This is a genomic window from Allorhodopirellula heiligendammensis, from assembly GCF_007860105.1.
In the GTDB taxonomy this organism is placed as follows: domain Bacteria; phylum Planctomycetota; class Planctomycetia; order Pirellulales; family Pirellulaceae; genus Rhodopirellula; species Rhodopirellula heiligendammensis.
This window is the reverse complement of the sequence record NZ_SJPU01000002.1, coordinates 1,082,276-1,100,424: the sequence shown is the minus strand read 5'-3', so window position 1 is coordinate 1,100,424 and position 18,149 is coordinate 1,082,276. Positions and strand designations below refer to the sequence as shown.

General features: G+C 55.7%; 16 protein-coding genes and 1 tRNA gene. 12 read left to right on the top strand and 5 right to left on the bottom strand.

Going from position 1 to position 18,149, the window contains the following annotated elements:
* Positions 1-26: 26 nt before the first annotated feature.
* The 10 genes from Poly21_RS14460 (at position 27) to Poly21_RS14415 (ending at position 8,038) form a co-directional block, all read left to right on the top strand.
* Entirely contained in the window at positions 27-371 is a 345-nt protein-coding gene (locus Poly21_RS14460; protein WP_146407669.1) for a rhodanese-like domain-containing protein, read from the top strand.
* Between the two features lie 265 nt (positions 372-636).
* Entirely contained in the window at positions 637-1,263 is a 627-nt protein-coding gene (locus Poly21_RS14455) for a 50S ribosomal protein L25 (protein ID WP_146407668.1), read from the top strand.
* Positions 1,260-1,829, top strand: a complete 570-nt coding sequence (pth, locus tag Poly21_RS14450; protein ID WP_146407667.1) for an aminoacyl-tRNA hydrolase — start codon at positions 1,260-1,262, stop codon at positions 1,827-1,829. Before Poly21_RS14455 ends, pth begins: the two co-directional genes overlap by 4 nt.
* A gap of 66 nt (positions 1,830-1,895) precedes the next feature.
* Positions 1,896-2,333: a 30S ribosomal protein S6 gene (gene rpsF, locus Poly21_RS14445; RefSeq protein WP_146407666.1), complete on the top strand. Its 438-nt coding sequence runs from the start codon at positions 1,896-1,898 to the stop codon at positions 2,331-2,333.
* An 80-nt stretch (positions 2,334-2,413) separates the two neighbouring features.
* Positions 2,414-2,914 carry a single-stranded DNA-binding protein gene (ssb, locus tag Poly21_RS14440; RefSeq protein ID WP_146407665.1) on the top strand — a complete coding sequence of 167 codons (501 nt, stop codon included), beginning with the start codon at positions 2,414-2,416 and terminating at the stop codon, positions 2,912-2,914.
* A gap of 99 nt (positions 2,915-3,013) precedes the next feature.
* Complete coding sequence (gene rplI / locus Poly21_RS14435) at positions 3,014-3,559, top strand: 50S ribosomal protein L9 (RefSeq protein ID WP_146407664.1); 546 nt, start codon at positions 3,014-3,016, stop codon at positions 3,557-3,559.
* A gap of 31 nt (positions 3,560-3,590) precedes the next feature.
* Positions 3,591-3,674 (top strand) — tRNA-Leu (locus Poly21_RS14430).
* Between the two features lie 288 nt (positions 3,675-3,962).
* Entirely contained in the window at positions 3,963-5,339 is a 1,377-nt protein-coding gene (locus Poly21_RS14425) for an outer membrane protein assembly factor BamB family protein (protein WP_146407663.1), read from the top strand.
* A gap of 191 nt (positions 5,340-5,530) precedes the next feature.
* Entirely contained in the window at positions 5,531-7,027 is a 1,497-nt protein-coding gene (locus tag Poly21_RS14420) for an RtcB family protein (RefSeq protein ID WP_146407662.1), read from the top strand.
* 300 nt (positions 7,028-7,327) lie between these two features.
* Positions 7,328-8,038, top strand: a complete 711-nt coding sequence (locus Poly21_RS14415) for a sugar phosphate isomerase/epimerase family protein (RefSeq protein ID WP_302118930.1) — start codon at positions 7,328-7,330, stop codon at positions 8,036-8,038.
* Between the two features lie 487 nt (positions 8,039-8,525).
* Here Poly21_RS14415 and Poly21_RS14410 read toward each other — a convergent pair whose 3' ends face one another.
* The 4 genes from Poly21_RS14410 to Poly21_RS14400 are packed head-to-tail and all read right to left on the bottom strand — an operon-like array spanning position 8,526 to position 12,687.
* The gene (locus tag Poly21_RS14410) at positions 8,526-10,628 is read right to left on the bottom strand and encodes a vWA domain-containing protein (protein ID WP_146407660.1); all 2,103 of its coding nucleotides are present in this window, start codon (positions 10,626-10,628) and stop codon (positions 8,526-8,528) included.
* Complete coding sequence (locus Poly21_RS14405) at positions 10,625-11,656, bottom strand: DUF58 domain-containing protein (protein WP_146407659.1); 1,032 nt, start codon at positions 11,654-11,656, stop codon at positions 10,625-10,627. Before Poly21_RS14405 ends, Poly21_RS14410 begins: the two co-directional genes overlap by 4 nt.
* A gap of 49 nt (positions 11,657-11,705) precedes the next feature.
* On the bottom strand, positions 11,706-11,888 hold the full coding sequence (locus Poly21_RS28320; protein WP_367302561.1) for a hypothetical protein: 183 nt from the start codon (positions 11,886-11,888) through the stop codon (positions 11,706-11,708).
* Positions 11,818-12,687, bottom strand: coding sequence for a tyrosine/phenylalanine carboxypeptidase domain-containing protein (locus tag Poly21_RS14400; RefSeq protein ID WP_302118928.1), 870 nt, complete (start codon positions 12,685-12,687; stop codon positions 11,818-11,820). Before Poly21_RS14400 ends, Poly21_RS28320 begins: the two co-directional genes overlap by 71 nt.
* Before the next feature lie 193 nt (positions 12,688-12,880).
* Between Poly21_RS14400 and ruvA the strand changes: the two genes are divergently transcribed.
* Both ruvA and Poly21_RS14390 read left to right on the top strand, forming a co-directional pair.
* Positions 12,881-13,504 carry a Holliday junction branch migration protein RuvA gene (gene ruvA / locus Poly21_RS14395; RefSeq protein ID WP_146408706.1) on the top strand — a complete coding sequence of 208 codons (624 nt, stop codon included), beginning with the start codon at positions 12,881-12,883 and terminating at the stop codon, positions 13,502-13,504.
* 139 nt (positions 13,505-13,643) lie between these two features.
* Positions 13,644-14,558: a response regulator gene (locus tag Poly21_RS14390; RefSeq protein ID WP_146407658.1), complete on the top strand. Its 915-nt coding sequence runs from the start codon at positions 13,644-13,646 to the stop codon at positions 14,556-14,558.
* Here the strand turns inward: Poly21_RS14390 and Poly21_RS14385 are convergent.
* Positions 14,521-17,958 (bottom strand): PAS domain-containing protein, encoded by a 3,438-nt coding sequence (locus Poly21_RS14385; RefSeq protein ID WP_146407657.1) that lies wholly within the window; start codon positions 17,956-17,958, stop codon positions 14,521-14,523. The two genes, Poly21_RS14390 and Poly21_RS14385, sit on opposite strands and share 38 nt — an antisense overlap.
* Positions 17,959-18,149: the final 191 nt, after the last annotated feature.

Here is an 18,149-nt window from a genome sequence, read left to right as displayed (position 1 = left end):
CACTTTGTATGATAGAAAGCGAAAGCATGAGTGATTCTGAACAACTGGCGATCGAAATTTCTGTGAACCAGCTCCATGAAATGAGGCAAGCGAACGAAGAATTCATCCTGCTCGATGTGCGTGAACCGGCGGAATATGAAACAGCTCGAATTGACGGCTCGCGATTGCTGCCGATGAGCGAATTGCAAGCCCGCTTCGGAGAGTTACTACCTCACCGCGACGACCATGTTGTTGTGCAGTGCCACCATGGGGGGCGAAGCATGCAAGTCGTCCAAGCCCTGCGGCAGGCCGGCTTTTCACGCGTGCAAAACCTCGCTGGCGGAATTGATCAGTGGTCGCTCCAGGTCGATGACACGGTGCCTCGATACTGAATGCCCTGCGGCGACCAACGGACTCCGGGTTTCTGCGTGGCTCGCTGCCTTCACGAGGGCGGCATTCCCGCGCGGAACAAGGGAATTTTCGCAAGCAGAAAAACCGCTACACCCATCGCAACAAGCACGTCTTAATGGAGTCCCTCTCCACCACGAGGTCGGGGTAACCGAGTTTGGGCTTGCGGCTGAGCACAAAATCGCCATACTGCCGTGCTTCTAAAAAATCCACAACTCACCTACCATTTTTGTCAGACCGGTTCCCGCCATGACGGACGTCATTCAAGCCACCAAAAGAGACTCTACCGGTACCGCAGCGACGACTCGCCTGCGACGCGAAGGAAACGTCCCCGCCGTCCTTTATGGCCACGGGGAAGCTAACGAGCACCTGGCTATTTCGGCCGTGCAAGTCAAGGGATTGCTGCGACACCACTCCAAGACCGTGACCTTGACCGGCGATGTCAACGAGACTGCCTTGGTCAGCGACATGCAGTGGGATCCGTTGGGTATCGAAGTGCTGCATCTCGACCTGATCCGTGTCAATCTGCAAGAAAAAGTCGAAGTGACTGTCGCCATCGAGACGCACGGCGAAGCAGCAGGGACCCGCGAAGGCGGCATTTTCCTGGAAAATCTTCGTGAAGTTGACGTGCGATGCTCGGCCGGATCGATTCCAGAGAGCCTCGTCCTGGATGTCAACGACCTGCACCTCGGCGACCAAGCCACTGCCGCTGATCTGCAACTGCCCGAGGGTGTCGAATTGGTAACCGATCCCGAAACGGTGATCGCCCACGTCGAAGCACCACGCTCCGAAGCAGCTGTCGAAGAAGAAGATGCCATCGGCAGCGAACCCGAAGTCATCAGCAAGGGTGGTGGCGAAGAAGAAGACGAGGCGTGAAATTGGTTGTGGGACTGGGGAATCCCGGTCGCAAGTACGAACAAACACGCCATAACATCGGATTCATGGTCGCCGCCCAGTTGTGCCGCGAGCATGGTGGGTCGACTACCAGTAAAAAATTCGATGGCGAAATCTGCGAAATCCGCATCGGCTCCGAAAAGACGTTGGTGCTGTGCCCGCATACTTACATGAACGCGAGTGGACAGAGTGTCCGTAAGGCGTTCGATTTTTATAAACTTAATCCTGAGGATGTAATCTTAATTTGTGACGATTTGAATCTGGCCAGCGGGCGAATTCGCGTCCGTCGCGGCGGTTCAGCAGGAGGCCAAAAAGGTCTCGCCGATACGATCGCTCATTTGGGGACAGAACAATTCCCCAGGCTGCGCATCGGAATCGACCGCCCACCGGCCAAATGGCAAGTCACTGATTATGTTCTTGGTAACTTTAGCGAAGAGGAAAAACCGAATATCGATCTCGCGGTCATGCGATCATGCGACGCGATATCATGCTGGATAACTGAGGGCATCGGCGAAGCAATGAGCCGGTTTAACTCCCACGCAGCATAACGTTTTTCACCTTCCATTTGCGTTCTTTACTTCCACCCACCTTCCGATTTCCCCGCGATCTGACCCGTGGCTAACGTCAAAACCTACGAAACATTGTTTATCCTCGACAGCAATCACTACGCCCGTGATCCGGGTGGCGTGAGCAAGCAGTTGGAGGAGCTCGTCGCCGAAGCCGGTGGCGAAGTGCTCGTCAGCCGGATGTGGATGGAGCAAAAGCTCGCCTATCCAATCGACAAGCACCAAAAAGGTACTTACTACCTCATCTACTTCAGCATGGATGGACCGAACCTGCCGAAGCTGGCCCGTTCGCTCACACTCAATGAGTCCGTCATCCGCGAATTGACCATTCGCTTGGATCCACGACTGGTCGAGCCTATCCTTGCCAATGCACGGGGCGAGCACTTCACAGGCCCCCATGGCGACGATGCCGCTGACCTAGATGGTGACGACGGTAGCGATGCCGCTGACGAAAGCTCCGACGAGCCTGCCGTCGCCGACGCCTGAACCTAACTCGCTGCTGGATGCTCTCAACAACAGCGAGTTGTTCCAGTTTTGATGTGAGATGACCTGAGGAGACCACCGCCATGGCAAGTTATAACCGCGTAATGTTGATGGGGAATTTAACCCGCGACATCGAGCTGCGCTATTTGCCCAGCGGCATGGCGGTCTCCGAATTTGGCTTGGCAGTCAACGATAAACGCAAGAACAGCGAGGGGCAGTGGGTTGAAGATGTCAACTTCTTCGACATCACCCTCTACGGACGTACAGCGGAAGTCGCTAGCGAGTATCTGTCCAAAGGCAGTCCTATTTTCATCGAAGGTCGGTTGAAGCACGACACGTGGGAAAAAGACGGCCAAAAACGCTCGAAAGTCAAGGTGATTGGTGAGCGGATGCAGATGATCGGCGGTCGTGGCGAGAGCGGTGGCCACGGTGGTGCGGTCCATGAGTCGAGCCCCGCCCCACAACGCTACGTCAATGCAAACAATGACTCCGGTGCGCCGCCAGCGTCACCGGCCCAACAACCACGCGACGCCCAGCCAACCGGTAACGGACCTGGCTACGACGAACCCGAAATTCCATTCTAAGAGTACCCGCCCCACTACGGCCTGACCACTCTTCGCTTTCAATACTTAATCTCATTTAACCAACCCATTCGCAGTCACCCCGTTTTTTAGCCATTCGCCATGTCCAAAGCTGCTACTCGCCGGTCCAACAGCCACTTCAAACGTTTGCCCAAAGGAAACAATGGCGGGATCCAATTGCTGTTGATCCACAACGTCGAACACCTCGGCAAGCAAGGTGACTTGGTCGAAGTCAAACCTGGCTTTGCGATGAATTTCCTGTTGCCACAAGGCCTTGCCACCATCGCCACCGACCACCACAAGCGGATGGTCGAGAAGCACCGCGAAAAACTTCGCGAAATCGAAATCCAAAAGCTCCAAAGCTACCAAGATCAAGCCGACGAATTGGCCAAGCAATCGATCACCATCGAAGCCAACGCCAACGACGAAGGTCACCTCTACGGCAGCGTTGGACCTCACGAAATTGTCGACTCGCTCAAGGCAGCTGGCGTTCATTTGGCTCAAGACCAAATCCGCCTCGATGGCCCGCTGAAAGAGCTTGGCTTGTACACCGTCAAGGTGCACCTGCACAGTGAAGTCCAAGCCAGCCTCAAGGTGTGGGTCGTGCCGACCGTCGCCTCTGAAAGTGGCGAACCCGGTGCTGAGTAAAGTACGAAATACCTGATAACTAGCTGGCCACGGGGCTGTGGCGGAACTGGCAGACGCGCTGGATTTAGGATCCAGTTCCTTTACTGGAGTGCAGGTTCGATTCCTGTCAGCCCTACTGTTTAGCAACGAAAGGACCCCGGACGATTTCGTCCGGGGTCCTTTTTTCGTAGCAGGCACGACAGCAAACGGTAACCTCACTGCTTGTCGATCAATACCGAAAGATGTCGCCAGAACCAGATGTTGTACAATTGTCGCTCAGCACTCCACGTCAGTCAGCTACATGAAGCCGTCTATGAGTAATTCCATTCAGATATCGCCAGAAAATCGAGCCACAACACTGAGCAATACGAAGGGGACCAAATTTGCTCAGGATTCTTCCCCTCTTTTTTGGCCCGCTTTGTCCATGATGACCTGCACGTTGTTGATCTGCAGTGCATGCACCAGCCTACGTACCGTGATTGCCGAGCAACCCGGAGGCCCAGCGACCGCATCTTGGCCTCGATTCCTCAATATCGATTTCAGTGGTGCCGCTAAACTCGAGGACGGCGTCGGTAGCGCTGCCAACTGGCAGTGGCAACAGCCGACTGCTTGCCGCTGGAGTCTCTCCCTCGGAGATGGCTATGGCCTCGGGGTGATTGATCAAGGTGCCTACTTTCACTTCGACGCATTCGAGAGCCAAGAACGCTTGCGAAAAATTGAGATGCGATCGGGCAAGGTGCTGTGGTCAGTGTCAGACCCCTTGTCCTATCGCGATATGTACGGCTACGAAACTGGCCCACGATGCGCCCCGACGATTGACGACGATCAAATCTTCACCCTCGGCGTAGCGGGTGGTTTAACCGCCAGGAGCATTGACGACGGTAAGATCCAGTGGCGAGTCGAAACGAACGAGCAATATCACGTCGTGCAGAATTTTTTTGGTGCTGGCTCCGCACCGCTTGTACTTGGTGACGCGGTGCTCGTGATGATTGGGGGCAGTCCTGAGATTGACCAACGAATCGCCCCAGGTCGACTGGAGCGGGTTTCCCCCGATGGCTCACTCGTGGTAGCGTTTGATCGTCACACTGGCAAGGAACTCTGGAAGTGTGGCGACGACCTAGCCAGCTACAGCAGCCCGCGGACGGTTCACTTGAACGATCATGACTATGTCTTATTCTTCGCCCGCGAGGGCTTGCACGTGATCGATCCACAAAACGGCAAATCGATTGGCAGCGTTCACTATCGCTCCAATCTTGTTGAAAGCGTCAACGCGATGGTGCCGGTAGTCGATGGCAATCGAGTCCTGATCAGCGAATGCTACGAAATGGGTGCGAGCCTCTTCGAAATCACAATCAGCCATGGCGACGCCAAGTTCGAAGTCGTCTGGGCAGATGAAGCAGGCAACCGTCGCGCCCAGAGTCTGAGGTCGCACTTATCGACGCCGGTGCTGCAGGATGGTTACTTATACGCCTGCAGTGGTCGCAACGCTCCCGACAGCGATTTTCGTTGTCTTGAATTCTCGACAGGAGAGGTACAGTGGACCTCGCTGGCGCGTCGCCGCAGCACGGCTTCGCGAATTGGAGATGTGCTGATAATTCTCCAAGAGGATGGTGAATTGCATCTTGCTCGTTGCACACCGGAGCGTTTTGATCAGCTTGGCGTATGGCCACTCGACATCGCCACCGACGAACGGCCAGCAATCACCTACCCCTGCTGGTCGGCCCCAATCATAGCAGGCAACTGTTTTCTAGTCCGAGGCAACGACACGTTGTTGTGCCTCGAACTACCCGCTCTCCCCTGAACCTCTGAACCGTCACGGACCTCTCTCATCCTGAACCATGAACTTCCTGTTGCCCTAACTGCCTGTTGATTTACGAACCAGGCGCACCAGCGAGATAGTCGATCTCGTCCCTCGCCTGCGTTTCGGATTCGTATTTGCGCATTCGGACAGCGAACGCAACTAACTCACCAAGCTGCTACCCCCTCGCTCTCATGTCTGCTCAATCCGCTCCCGTCCGCCTCATTCCCACCGGTGAAGCGACAGCGATGTTGCCGACCGCGACGACCAAACCGATCACGGTGATTGGAACGCAGGCAATCCGCGAGACATTTGATGAAGTCTGCTTGCAACAAGCGATCAATTCGATGCAGGCACCGGGGGTGACAGATGTCATTTTGAACCCCGACGCGCACTTGGGATACGGTGCTCCGGTAGGCTGTGTGATGATCTCACCGACTCACATCTATCCCGGACCTGTGGGTGTCGACATCAAATGCTCGATGAGTTTGTTGCAACTGGACTTGCCCGCCGAGGCAGTCGATGATCGCAAAACTCGGCGGGCGTTGATTTCTGCGATCTGCCAACGCACGCCTACCGGCGCCGGGAAGGGCCAACGTAACGTCACCAAGTCGCGATCAGTCAACCGTACGCTGGGCAAGCAGTTGGTTGTTGAGGGCGCTAGCCAAAGCGTGTGTGAACAGCTCGGCATTCCATCGGAATGGGCAGAGTATTGCGAGGATGCATTTCATGTCGGCCACGACGAATCGCAATCGGCGTTGGAGGCACGCTTGGACGTATTGCTCGAACAACGACACATGAGCAACTTTTCCGACAAGATGTCACAGCTCGGTTCGTATGGTGGTGGTAATCACTTTGGCGAATGCGAGGTCGTTTCCGTCGACGATAGCAATCTCGCTCGCGAAGTCGCCGACGTATTCGGGCTGCGCGATAACCATGTTGCGTTTCTATCTCACTGTGGATCTCGTGGCTTCGGACATAATTTGGCATCGGGCCAATTCAAGACCCTCCAGGCCAAGTTCGATCGCTGGGGGATTCCACTTCCCGGACGGGATCGCGAACTGGTCTATGCGCCCTTGGGAACGTCCGAAGCGAATGACTATCTCGACGATATGGCATTGGGTGCAAACTTCGCGACGGTGAATCATTTGATGATCAATGCGCTTGTTCTCGAAGCGTTTCAGGAAGTGATCCCCGGCACGACCGGTCGGCTCGTCTACTTCATCAGTCACAACATTGCCAAAAAGGAAATTGTTGACAGCCAACCGGCATGGGTCCACCGTAAGGGCGCAACCCGAGCTTACCCAGCTGGGCACCATGCACTGCGTGGGACACCCTTTGCTAATTCAGGACACCCCATTCTGTTGCCCGGTAATCCGCGAGACGGCTCGGCGGTGATGGTCGCGGATGCTGGTGCGTCGAAGTCTCGGTTTAGCGTCAATCATGGTGCTGGACGTGTGCTCGGAAGGAGACAAGCCAAACGCACGCTCAATCAATCGACCATCGACAGCGAGCTGGATCAACACGACATTCTGAGTAACTGCCGACAATATCCAATGGATGAAGCACCTGCAGCATACAAGGATTTCGAAGAGGTATTGCGATCCGTCAAGACAGCAAACTTGGCCAGCGAAGTAGCGCGTTTGAAAGCACGCTTTGTCATCAAAGACTCCAGCAAAGCAGACGACTGAAAAGATGACACCACAGCCGCCGTCGGTTATGCTGCTCAGTCAGCCTATCAGCGTCAACAGGCTGTTTCAAAGTGAACCGATCAGTTCTCGCACAAGGTGTTTCTTATGCAGCGTCGTGATTTTCTTGTTGGGCTTGCTGCTGCGTCGGCCACTGCTTCGTCTGCTTTCGGCCGTGGGCCGTTTCAACGAACCGGTCCGCCTCGACTGAGTATTGGATTGGCTGCCTATTCCCTACGAGAGTACTTCGGTTTTTCCCGTGGCAGGAGACAGGAAGTTCCGCAGGGCAGTCAAGAAATCGACATGTTGGATTTTCTTGATTACTGTGTCGCCCAAAACTTTGATGCCGCGGAACTGACCAGCTACTTCTTTCCCCCAGCCTGTGACCAAGCCTATTTGTTGTCGTTGCGACACGCGGCGTTCCTGCGGGGCGTAGCGATCTCAGGAACAGCAATTGGAAATAATTTCACCGTCGGACGAGGCCAACGACTCGATGACGAAGTCGCTGCGGCGAAGCAGTGGATCGACCGCGCCGCCGTCCTCGGAGCACCCCACGTGCGGTTCTTTGCTGGCACCGCTAAGGATCTCAACGAAGACACGAATCGGCTTGACGAGGCGATTGCGGCACTCAGCCAATGCGCTGCCCACGCAGCGACCCAAGGTGTCTTCATCGGCGTGGAGAACCATGGGAATCTCACAGCCGCAAACATGCTAGAAATCATGCGGCGAGTGGACAGCCCATGGATCGGCATCAATCTTGATACCGGTAACTTTCACAGCGAGACCCCCTATGCTGATCTCGCCGCTTGTGCCCCCTACGCAGTCAATGTGCAAGTCAAAGCCAGCATGAAAACGCCCGCTGGAAAAATCTATCCGGCCGACTTGCCACGGATTGGAGACATTCTCAAAGACTCTGGCTATCAAGGGTACGTCATCCTCGAATATGAGGATGAGTCCCCCTATGAAAACATACCTAAGTTCCACGAGCAATTGCGAACAGCTTTGGGCGTTTAGGAACGCTACCGAGGCCGGCCTTGCAACCACTCGTTGCACCACACTAGACCTCGTAACACTTCAGCAGCGGTCCTCGTTCGATTCGAAAGAGATCGCCAAGCGAGGTCTTCGCGGGCGAACCTCATCAGGCACTCGAACCGGCTGTTTCCTCTAAATATCGTTTTGCGAACGCATTGGCACGGCGGTTGCTACTACAGCTCTTCGTTCAGTCCGCGTGTTACTTCAACGCGGATTCTATTAACCCTTGCGGAGAGATTGAAATGTATATTGGCGGTGGAATTCTAGGAACGATTTTGTTAATTCTCTTGATCCTGTTCGTTGCCCGACGCGTTTAAACTCAATTTGTCGGTGCATGGTTAGCTGGCTGTTGATTCACTAACCCGAAGCGCCAGCGAGACCGTCCATCTCGTCCCTCGCTGGCGCTTCGGGCTGGTATTTGTGTATTTGTTTTCGTTCGGACAGCGAAACCAACTCACTCAATATGCTGCTAGCTCACCCGCCGACTGTACAGCCACCATTCGCCGAGCAATACGGCGAGCGCGAGCATCAGAAGCAGACGCCAATACTCGCGGCGTGACTCGATGCCCGCGCTGGTCGCGGTTACCCTCTGGTATCCGATTTCAACGTCCGGTTTGGTGGAAACGCTGCTTTCTTGAGTATCAAACAGGTTGACCGCAAAGCGATCAACGACGTTTGTCCGAGGGTCCGTGCGAGTGTCGCTTGGCAGCGGAAGGCGGCTCTCGACGCTGGTAAGCTGGTAGTTCCCTGGTAGATCCGTATCGACGATTTCGAGGCTGCCTCCTTCACCAACAGCCAGGACCTCTAGCGAGGTATCGCGATCGGCATCGTCGGTGCGCACCAACTCCACCTCGTTAACGACGCCTTCCAGACGCACAGGAACGGTATCGCCTGGCTGGTAAGTGGGTGCCGATGACGAGTCGGCCGCCCCGGCAAGATACCGTAACACGTTCAGTAGAAAGACGGGCCAGGATCGCTCGGCATACCAGTTCGTGTTCGCTTGCGGGACACCGTCGGCATCTTCGTCGACCATCGCAAAGCCTAGGACGAGGTCGCGGTAGCCCCCACGTGGTGCGACTGCCATGACCGTGCCAAGATCAGATTCGACCAACGTCGACGTGCCTTCAGGGCCCTCGATCCCACGCCCCGAAAATACTAGTAGCGAATACATTTCCAAGTAACGCAATATGGGGTGGCCGCGATCGATATCGATTAGTGTCAGACCGCCCGTCGGAGTTGTCCATTTCCAATCCTCACTGGGCAGTTCGCCGATTGTGAACGTATGGGTGGCTGGCAACTTCGGCGGTTTGCAGCGATCGAAGATCATCAAATCGTCGCGACCGGTGGTAGCACGTTTTGCATATGCATCGCTCGTCAGATAATCAGGAGTAACGAATTCGCAACTGGCAATTCGTTTCGCTTTGTCGGTCGTCAGCCCCAGCTCCAAAGGACGATTTCCTGCGGTAACAACCAGGACCGAAACGAGACCCGCCGGAGTGAGGGCGGCGTAGGCAGTGTTGTCCAGAGAGAGGTCATCGTCGACATTGATACTGAAACGCAACCGGATCGCGTCTGCCGCTTCGACGGTGAAGGACATGCCGCTCTGTTCCCCGGGTGCGAGTGATATCTCAGTAGCATCGACGAGCCGACCTTCGAGAAACAAGGACGCCTCAGTCGCCACGGCCTCACCACCGGTGTTGACGACCGTGGCAAAGGCTTCGACCTGTGTCGGGTCTTGCAAGTTTCGTGTAGCGGAAAACGAGGTGATAGCAAGATTTTTAGTCTGCTCCGACCCGATCGCGTGATACACCGGCTGCAAGTTACCGAGATCAATGTCGAGCGTCGCAGCAAAATTGCCATCGCTGTAAAGCTGCAACTCCGCAGGGATCGCGTCGGCCCCCGACTCGCCATCCGAGCCATCCGAGCCATCCGAGCCATCCGAGCCATCCGTGTTGGAAACCCGCCGCGCATTGGCGAGCCCATCGGCAGCGCGAAGTGCGGCGAGAATATCAGTCGGTCGATTGGTCACCTGGCATCGAGCAAGGGCATCACGAAGGCGGCCGCGATCAGACGTGAACCCCTGCATGACTTCGGCTCGGTCGCTGAACGTGATCAACATCGCCGATTCGTGATCCTGCATCGACTCGACCCGTTCACCGATGCGTCTGCGGGCTTGCTCAAATCGAGTTTCGGAATGCCCATTGTCGGCATCTGCCGCAGGCGCCTGCATGCTCGCCGACGTATCAAGCAAGAACACAATCCGGCCGAGTGAACTGGTTTGACCGCGGACGCCTGGACGAAACAACGCCGCTGCCGCCAACAACACGGCCAACAATTGAAGCAACAACAGGATGCTGTTGCGAAGTCGCTGCAATAAACTATTGACGTGCAGATCTTCAATGGTCCGAGACCACAAATAGGTACTCGGGACCTCGATAGGTTCCCGCCGCAGTTTCAGAAAGTACATCAAGATGATGCCGATCGGGACGGCCGCCAGCAGCGCCCATGGCCACACACCCGTCAGGGCAGGAATCCAACTCAGAGCGGCGAGAGCACGGGGTACCGCGATCATCGGACAACTCCCCGGGAACGGAGATATCGTGTCATCACCGTTTCAACGGGCGTGTCGGTCGGTACCAAGACATGCATGATCGACCGCTGCGCACAATACTGCCGAGCGTCGTGCAGGAATGCCTGAAGTGTTTCGTGATATTTATCGATCACGTATTGATTGACGGTGATCTCAGCGGCTTCACCGTCTTCGGCGTCGATCAAGCGTCGATCACCCCGTACCGGAGGATCGAGCTCCTCTTGCGATAACACCTGCAGCACAAATACATCCATCTGTCGACCGATGAGCATCCGCAGGGCAGATTCGTAACCCGCCTTGTCCATCAAATCTGTAATCAGCACCACCACCCCTGTCGACACCCCCCGGAGCACAAAATCCTTGACGCCATCATGGAGTGATGTATTGGCCGACGGATCATGAGCCGGTGCAGGCACGAGACCATCGAGATACTGCAGCATTTTCCACAAACCACTGCGAGACCGGACAACGGGGGCGGACCTGCCCGCCCCACCCAAAGCCTGGACGCAAACGCGATCACCGCGGCACAGACCAATGTACCCGAGCGCGGCGGCGAGCTGCTTAGCCACGCGTAGCTTATTCGGGGTACCGAAATTCATCGATGCGCTGGTGTCAACGAGTGCATAAAAATGTAAGTCCTCCTCTTCCTGGAACAGCTTGAGGAACAACTGGTCCAATCTCGCATACAGATTCCAATCAATCAGTCGCAGGTCGTCGCCAGGCACGTAGTTGCGAAAATCGGCAAACTCGACGCTCTGCCCCTTTCGCCGACTGATCCGCTCTCCCTTCATCCTTCCGCGGAAAATTTTTCGCGACACGAGCTCGAGCCGTTCGAGTCGGTGCAAAAGTGCTGGAGACAACAACGGCTCAGCCCGGCCGGCAGAAACGCCTGGTGGTCCCGCCGCGGGGGAATCGGTCGTGAGATCGCTGGTATCAGACATGTTCAATAGGATAGCGGAAACTGCCGCCGCAGCGGCGCTGGCTGGAGCGTGAATGTCGCTGTGCTCCATCGGTGGGTGCGTCGTCCACGGCCGCGCCGGCTGAACGAGGAATGTGGGGCTACATCTCTGACCGCGCTGCCGCCGCCACGAACCCTGGCAGGGTGACCAGCTTCAAGTCGACGTTCATCATGAAGGACGAGTATGCCAGCGACGCGGCAAGCCTGCCAACGTCACGTGCCCAGGGCGGAACATAGCGGGGGCGCTGAAGAAACCCCGAATCGAAGTAGGGGCCTAGTGTGATCGTGTCGCTTAATGTCAGACGCCCGCGTGGCTAGTTCTGCGAAAACCGCGATCCCCTCCTGAGTCCGCGTCGTCCGAGGGGCTCCCAGTCCCAAGCTCCGGAGGTTGGTTTGTCGGCGACCATTGATTGCCGTCGCCACGTGAACGAGTGCCTCATGATGATAGAGTTGGTCGAAATCAAGGTCTGAAAATACTGCGGAACCCCGTATGCGAATTCTTGTAGTTCCGGCAATCGCCTTCGACGACAGCTCGTTGTCGACGACGACATCGATCGCATCGTCGACGAAATAGGCATCGATGGCCTGTTGCAGTCGTCCAGCAAACTGTTCGGCAGTCAAATTCGCGTCAGTGGGCTCGATACTGGCACCTCGGAGAAGATGATCGGTCTTCTCCAGCAGAAACGTCGCCGCGTCAACACCTGTGAATGACTGCGTGGCATACGCGTCGTCGGGCCGCCCGTACAAATGAATCGACCGCTCCGCAAATTCTGGCGTTCCCGCTGCCATGAGCATGCGTCCTGCCTCGGCATAGCTCCATGCCGTCCGCTGTAAAAACTGCATGATGGGATCGTCATCGTCACATTTCGCCACGAAATCGTCCAACGCTGCAATTTCATTGCCCCACTCTGGTACACGGAAGTCCACAACGGGCAACGTCGGATGTCCCATCCGCCAACCTTCGAGAAAGGTCTCTTCAATCGAATCCGGCCAATTCAGGAATTGGAGGACACGAATTGGCTTGACCAATTTGATCAAGCGGGAATCGAGTTCGGCAATCCGGCATTTCAGATCAGGTGACATTAGCGTGTTCTTCAGGGTGAGGACGAGTAGACTAAAATGCCCGCGTGCAGGCGTTTCAAAGCTGCGTTAATTCAATTAGGGACAGGCTGCCTCGTGGCGAGACCCACTGGCTGGCGAGATAGATTTTAATCCACTAGATTCTTGGGCAAGCCGTGCCGTGCCTCAGGTACTCAAGCTCACCAAGGAAATCGAATTGATTAGCGCTATCGCTGGGAAACTCAGCCACGTCGACGAAACAAGTGTCACGATCCAAGCGGGCCCGTTTGACTACGAGGTTTTTGTCGGCGATTTTACGCGTCGGCAATTGCAGCCGAAGATCAATGAAGAGGTTCGGTTGCACACCCTCGACTATATTGAGGGCAACACAGCGGGCGGCCGACTGACGCCTCGGTTGATCGGATTTCTGACCCTGCCGGAGCGACAGTTTTTTGATTTGTTCTGCAGCGTTGACGGGGTGGGTGCAAAAAAGGCGTTACGAGCGATGGTACGCCCGGTGCGGGAACTTGCCGTTCTGATTGAGGAACAGGACAGCAAAGCGCTGTCGGCGCTCCCAGGAATTGGTCCCGCGACGAGCGAACGAATCATTGCTAAGTTACGTCGAAAAATGCCCCGTTTCGCGCTGATGGTGGCCGGCGATGAGTTCAGTGGCGGGGCCGCGGAAACGTCACCTGTGATCGAGGAAACTTACGAGGCACTCGTGATGCTCGGCCACAGCGAAGCGGACGCACGACAGTTGATTGATGACGCGGTCGCCAGTGGCAAGAAGTTCAAAGATACCGAGTCGCTGTTAACTGCGATTTACCAGAAATCCAAGTAGCCAACTTGACTCCAGCGAACCTGATACAATCGTAGGAAATATCCGTCGTACCAGCGATTTTTGAACAGGACTCTGCTCGTGTGGAGCCTCCGCTAGACGATGTCGGTTTTCTGACCAAGTCAACTGCCTAGAATCGAATATGACCGAACCCACACTTGTCCTCGCTGTCGACGATAGCATGACCCAGGTGACTGGCATGCAACTCCTGTTGCAGCAGCACGGCTATGAGGTGATGACAGCAGCCAACGGTCAGCTGGCACTTGAGGCAGTCCGCCAGCGTCGTCCAGACTTGGTCGTCACGGATTTGCAGATGCCAGAGATGGATGGTTTGCAACTTGTCGCGGCGTTGAGGCAAGAATTCTCAGGCTTGCCAATCATCCTGACGACGGGGAAAGGCAGCGAGGAAATTGCTGCCAAGGCGCTGCGTTTAGGTGCCTCGAGCTACGTACCTAAACGAACACTCAACGAGGATTTGGTCCCTACGATCGAACGGATGATGTCGATGGTCGACGTCGCGGAGCACCGGACTCAGCAGTCCACGCTGCTGACGTCGATCCGACTCGAACTATCGCTAGGCAACGATGATATCCAGGTCCCTAACGTGATCGCGCGACTCGAGCAACCTCTGTCCGAACTGGGATTGCTCGACGACACGATGCAGATGCAGATTTCAACGGCCCTGGACGAAGCCCTGATCAATGCGATCATTCACGGTAATCTGGAGATCAGTACCGCCCAGCGTTACGAAGGCACCGACGAGCAGTTCCGCGAATTGGTTCGAGAGCGGCAGCGACAGGCACCATATCGCGACCGCAACGTCACCATTGCGATGGACGCCAATCGTGAGGAAGTGACCTTCAATATCCGCGATCAAGGTCCTGGATTCGACGTGAGCTCCCTGCCTGACCCCACCGATTTCAGCAACCTCGGCGAGTGTGGCGGTCGAGGTTTGCTGTTGATCAATGCCTTCATGGACAAAGTCATCCACCGAAACAACGGTAACGAGATTGTGATGTCTAAGAAGAAGGGGGACGCATCGCTGGAGAGTGATTGATTTCATCCAGATAACGCCGCGTGCAGCTATCAAGGTCATCGAGCATGGACGCGGCATTGCTGAGGTCACCGCTTTTCGCCTCCTGCTCAAGTCGTTGTCCCGCCTCGGCAACTCGCTCTGCCCCTAAACAGCCAGCTGCTCCCTTGAGAGTGTGAGCACTACGCTGCAGCAGTACCGCATCTTCGGCCTGGAGTTGATCTCGCATCGCCGGCAACAACTGCTCAGCCTCTTCCGCGAACGCCATGGCGAGTTGGGTCGCCATATCCTCGTCACCGCACGCCTTCCCCATGATGACTTCCCATGCGGAAACTGCCGCGTCACGATCGGGCTCGCGTTCGAGCTCGGGCTCACGATCGAGCTCGGGCTCGCTTTCGGGTTTCGACTCGCGCTCAGGTATTGACTCGCGCTCGGTCTCCGGCTCACCCGGCCCTGCCAGCGGAGCGGGACCTGGGTGCGTCGCGTCCTGAGTGGGTTCCTGCCCGTCCATGACTTTCTCGTGTTGGAGTTCGTGCTGCTCTGCGAAGGAGTTGAATTCGTCAGCCTCACTCGGGCTCGTTTTCTCCTCTGTCTCGAGCGTTTCAATCCCCTCGAGCTGGCATGCCGGCGATCGGTCGATGGCCCGCTGCAGATCGGCGGCATCGAATGGTTTGGACACGTAGTCATCCATGCCCGCAGCGATGCATGTTTCGCGATCGCCCTTCATTGCTTCCGCCGTCATGGCCACAATGAATTGATGTCGTTGCGTTCCCTGTTCTCGCTGGCGGATAATCTCCGTGGCTTCGTAGCCGTTCATCTCGGGCATTTGGATATCCATCAGCACCACATCAAACTCTTCGTGCTCAAGGATCTCGACCGCTTCGCGTCCGTTGAGAACGAGCGTGACTTGGTGCCCCCACTTGTGAAGAAATCCAAGTGCCACGCGTTGATTGACCAGACCATCTTCGACCAGCAATACTTTCCGTGGTTTGATTTTTGGAAGTGTGCTTCGCAAGGGCAGCTGAATTTTTTTCTCATGCTCGACCCCCATCACATCCAAGACAACGTCTCGCAGCTCGGACGCGATCACGGGTTTGGTTAGATAGCGATTGATACCGAGTTCTCGCATCTGCGGTGAACTCAATCCCGCGAAAGATGAGGAGAGCATCACGATGGGGCCGTGCTCAAGCTCGTCCTGCCGGGCAGCAAGCTGTTGGGCAAACCCAATCCCATCGAGGTAGGGCATGTGATAATCCAGAAGGATCAGTCCGAACGGGTCCTCATCTCGCATGGCTTGCGAGATCGTGTGAAGCGCCGCCTCACCGTCTTCGGCCATGACGGGTTTTAAATTCCAGAGTTGCAAGAGCTCTTGTAAGATTCGTCGATTGGTCGCATTGTCGTCAACGACCAAGACTCGCGTGCCGGCAATTTTGGAGAACGCCGCCGGACGACGTGGGGTTTGGTCCGGTGCAATCCCCAAGTGGACGTAGAAATGAAAAGTGGTGCCCACACCGAGCTCGCTCTCCACCCACACTCTCCCCTGCATCATCTGGATCAAGCGAGCGGAGATCGTTAGTCCCAGCCCGGTGCCACCGAATCGTCTTGTCGTGGATGCATCGGCTTGGGCAAACGCTTCAAAAATCTTCTGCTGTTTTTCCTTGGCAATGCCGATGCCGGTGTCGCGCACCGTGATATGAAGTACCGCCTCATCGCCTTCGAGCGTCTCCGGATTCACATCGACGACAACTTCGCCGCTGCTGGTGAATTTAATTGCGTTGCCGACGAAATTAACGACAATCTGCCGAAGACGTCCAGCATCCCCCATCAATTCGTTGGGGATTGCAGGATCAATCCGACCTGCTAACTCCAGTCCCTTCTCATTCGCTTTGAGGGTCAGCAGTTTAATGGCTTTGCCAATGCAGTCACGCAGGTTGAACGGCGCGTTGTCGAGTTCGAGACGACCGGCTTCGATCTTCGAAAAGTCGAGAATATCATTGAGCAGTCGCAGCAGCGAGTCGGCAGATTGTTGAACGAGACCCAAAAATTCCCGTTGCTCGCTTGTCATCTCCGTGCCCGCCAACAATTCGGTCATCCCCAGAATTCCGTTCATGGGCGTGCGGATTTCATGGCTCATGTTTGCCAAGAACTCGCTCTTAGCACGGTTGGCAGCATCAGCGAGTTCTTTGGCCGCCAGCAGTTCTTCGGCCGCCTGCTTGCGAGCCGTGATGTTGCGGCTGATCCCGACCATGCCCATCACTTTCCCATCGTTGCCATGCAGAGGGACCTTGGTCGTCAGCAACCAAATCGTTTTACCGTCAGCACGCTGGATGGTTTCTTCTTGGTCGATCAAGGGTTGCCCTGAGCGCATGACGTTTTGGTCATCAGCGACATAATTGCAGGCCATCTCGGGCGGTGAAAAGTCGTAGTCATTTTTGCCAACCACCTGTGACATTTCATCCACACCGAGCAGTCTCAACATCGATTCATTGGAGGTCAGGAATCGACTGTACCGATCCTTCACGTAGATGATGTCAGGAATGTTATTCATAATGGTTTTGAGCAGGTCACGCTCACGCGCCAATTCGGTTTCTGCCCGCACCTGCAACGTCACATCTCGCGAGATCCCAAAGGTGCCGATGATTTCACCACGATCATTTCGCAGCGGCATTTTAGTGGTGCTGCACCAAGTGTCGGGTTCTCCATCTCGGGTCTCCCGCTCAATTTTCCCGACGATCGATTCACCGGTACGGATGATCCTCCGCTCGTCCTCGAGTGCATCGCTAGCGTGCTCATCCCCGAAGAAATCTGCATCTGTTTTGCCGAGTGCATCCCGTGGATTGGACAATCCGAACATTCTCGCGTGAGCTTGACTGATGCGGACGAACCGGCTGCGGCGATCTTTGAAGTACACCGCATCGGGAATGTTGTTAAACCACGCATCCATGAGGAATCGAGCTTTCTTCAATTCCGCATCGGCGCGTTTCTGCTCCGTCACGTCCCAGCAAATCACTTCAACACCGACGACATCGCCATCGGGGCCGAAGGTGGGTAAGCGGATGACTTCGAGAAAGCAGGTGCCGTTGACGTCCCCTTTGAGCAGTTCGTCATCTTGCGCGTCGAGATCCCGAATGTCGCTGGCGAATGCCTCAATCACATGATCGGGCTGGCCGCAGGTCATCACGTGTTGTTCTAAAACCCAGTCCGCTTCGGCGACCTCGGAGGAGTACAACTCAAAATCGGTTTTTCCGACAACCTCCTCAGAACTCAACCCAACCGATTCGCAGAACATCTCATTGGCATAGAGAATATGCCCTTCGCGATCCTTGCGAACGACGCACAATTCGCGTCTTTCGTGCAGACTTTGTCGCGCACTGGCGGCTTTTTGATGCAGACTATGCGACACGCTTGGCTTGGACTTGTTCATAAATACCGGCTCAGGGGGATTCTTATCTACCCTTATTCTATCCTACGGATTGGGAAAAGACAGAAAACAATCCGCCACCGGCGTATTGTTCGGCAGGCCTCCAGCAACCCTAGTATCTTGAGCCAGGGGGTCTAGAATGGTGGCTCCGAACGATCTCAATCCGATGTGAACCACGACGATTGACCCTCGCC

Coding starts and splice junctions, on each gene's coding strand:
- Poly21_RS14460 (WP_146407669.1), top strand. CDS start 27: ATGAGTGATTCTGAACAACTGGCGATCGAAATTTCTGTGAACCAGCTC.
- Poly21_RS14455 (WP_146407668.1), top strand. CDS start 637: ATGACGGACGTCATTCAAGCCACCAAAAGAGACTCTACCGGTACCGCA.
- ssb (WP_146407665.1), top strand. CDS start 2,414: ATGGCAAGTTATAACCGCGTAATGTTGATGGGGAATTTAACCCGCGAC.
- rplI (WP_146407664.1), top strand. CDS start 3,014: ATGTCCAAAGCTGCTACTCGCCGGTCCAACAGCCACTTCAAACGTTTG.
- Poly21_RS14425 (WP_146407663.1), top strand. CDS start 3,963: ATGATGACCTGCACGTTGTTGATCTGCAGTGCATGCACCAGCCTACGT.
- Poly21_RS14420 (WP_146407662.1), top strand. CDS start 5,531: ATGTCTGCTCAATCCGCTCCCGTCCGCCTCATTCCCACCGGTGAAGCG.
- Poly21_RS14415 (WP_302118930.1), top strand. CDS start 7,328: ATGTTGGATTTTCTTGATTACTGTGTCGCCCAAAACTTTGATGCCGCG.
- Poly21_RS14410 (WP_146407660.1), bottom strand. CDS start 10,628: ATGATCGCGGTACCCCGTGCTCTCGCCGCTCTGAGTTGGATTCCTGCC.
- Poly21_RS14405 (WP_146407659.1), bottom strand. CDS start 11,656: ATGGAGCACAGCGACATTCACGCTCCAGCCAGCGCCGCTGCGGCGGCA.
- Poly21_RS14400 (WP_302118928.1), bottom strand. CDS start 12,687: ATGTCACCTGATCTGAAATGCCGGATTGCCGAACTCGATTCCCGCTTG.
- Poly21_RS14390 (WP_146407658.1), top strand. CDS start 13,644: ATGACCGAACCCACACTTGTCCTCGCTGTCGACGATAGCATGACCCAG.
- Poly21_RS14385 (WP_146407657.1), bottom strand. CDS start 17,958: ATGAACAAGTCCAAGCCAAGCGTGTCGCATAGTCTGCATCAAAAAGCC.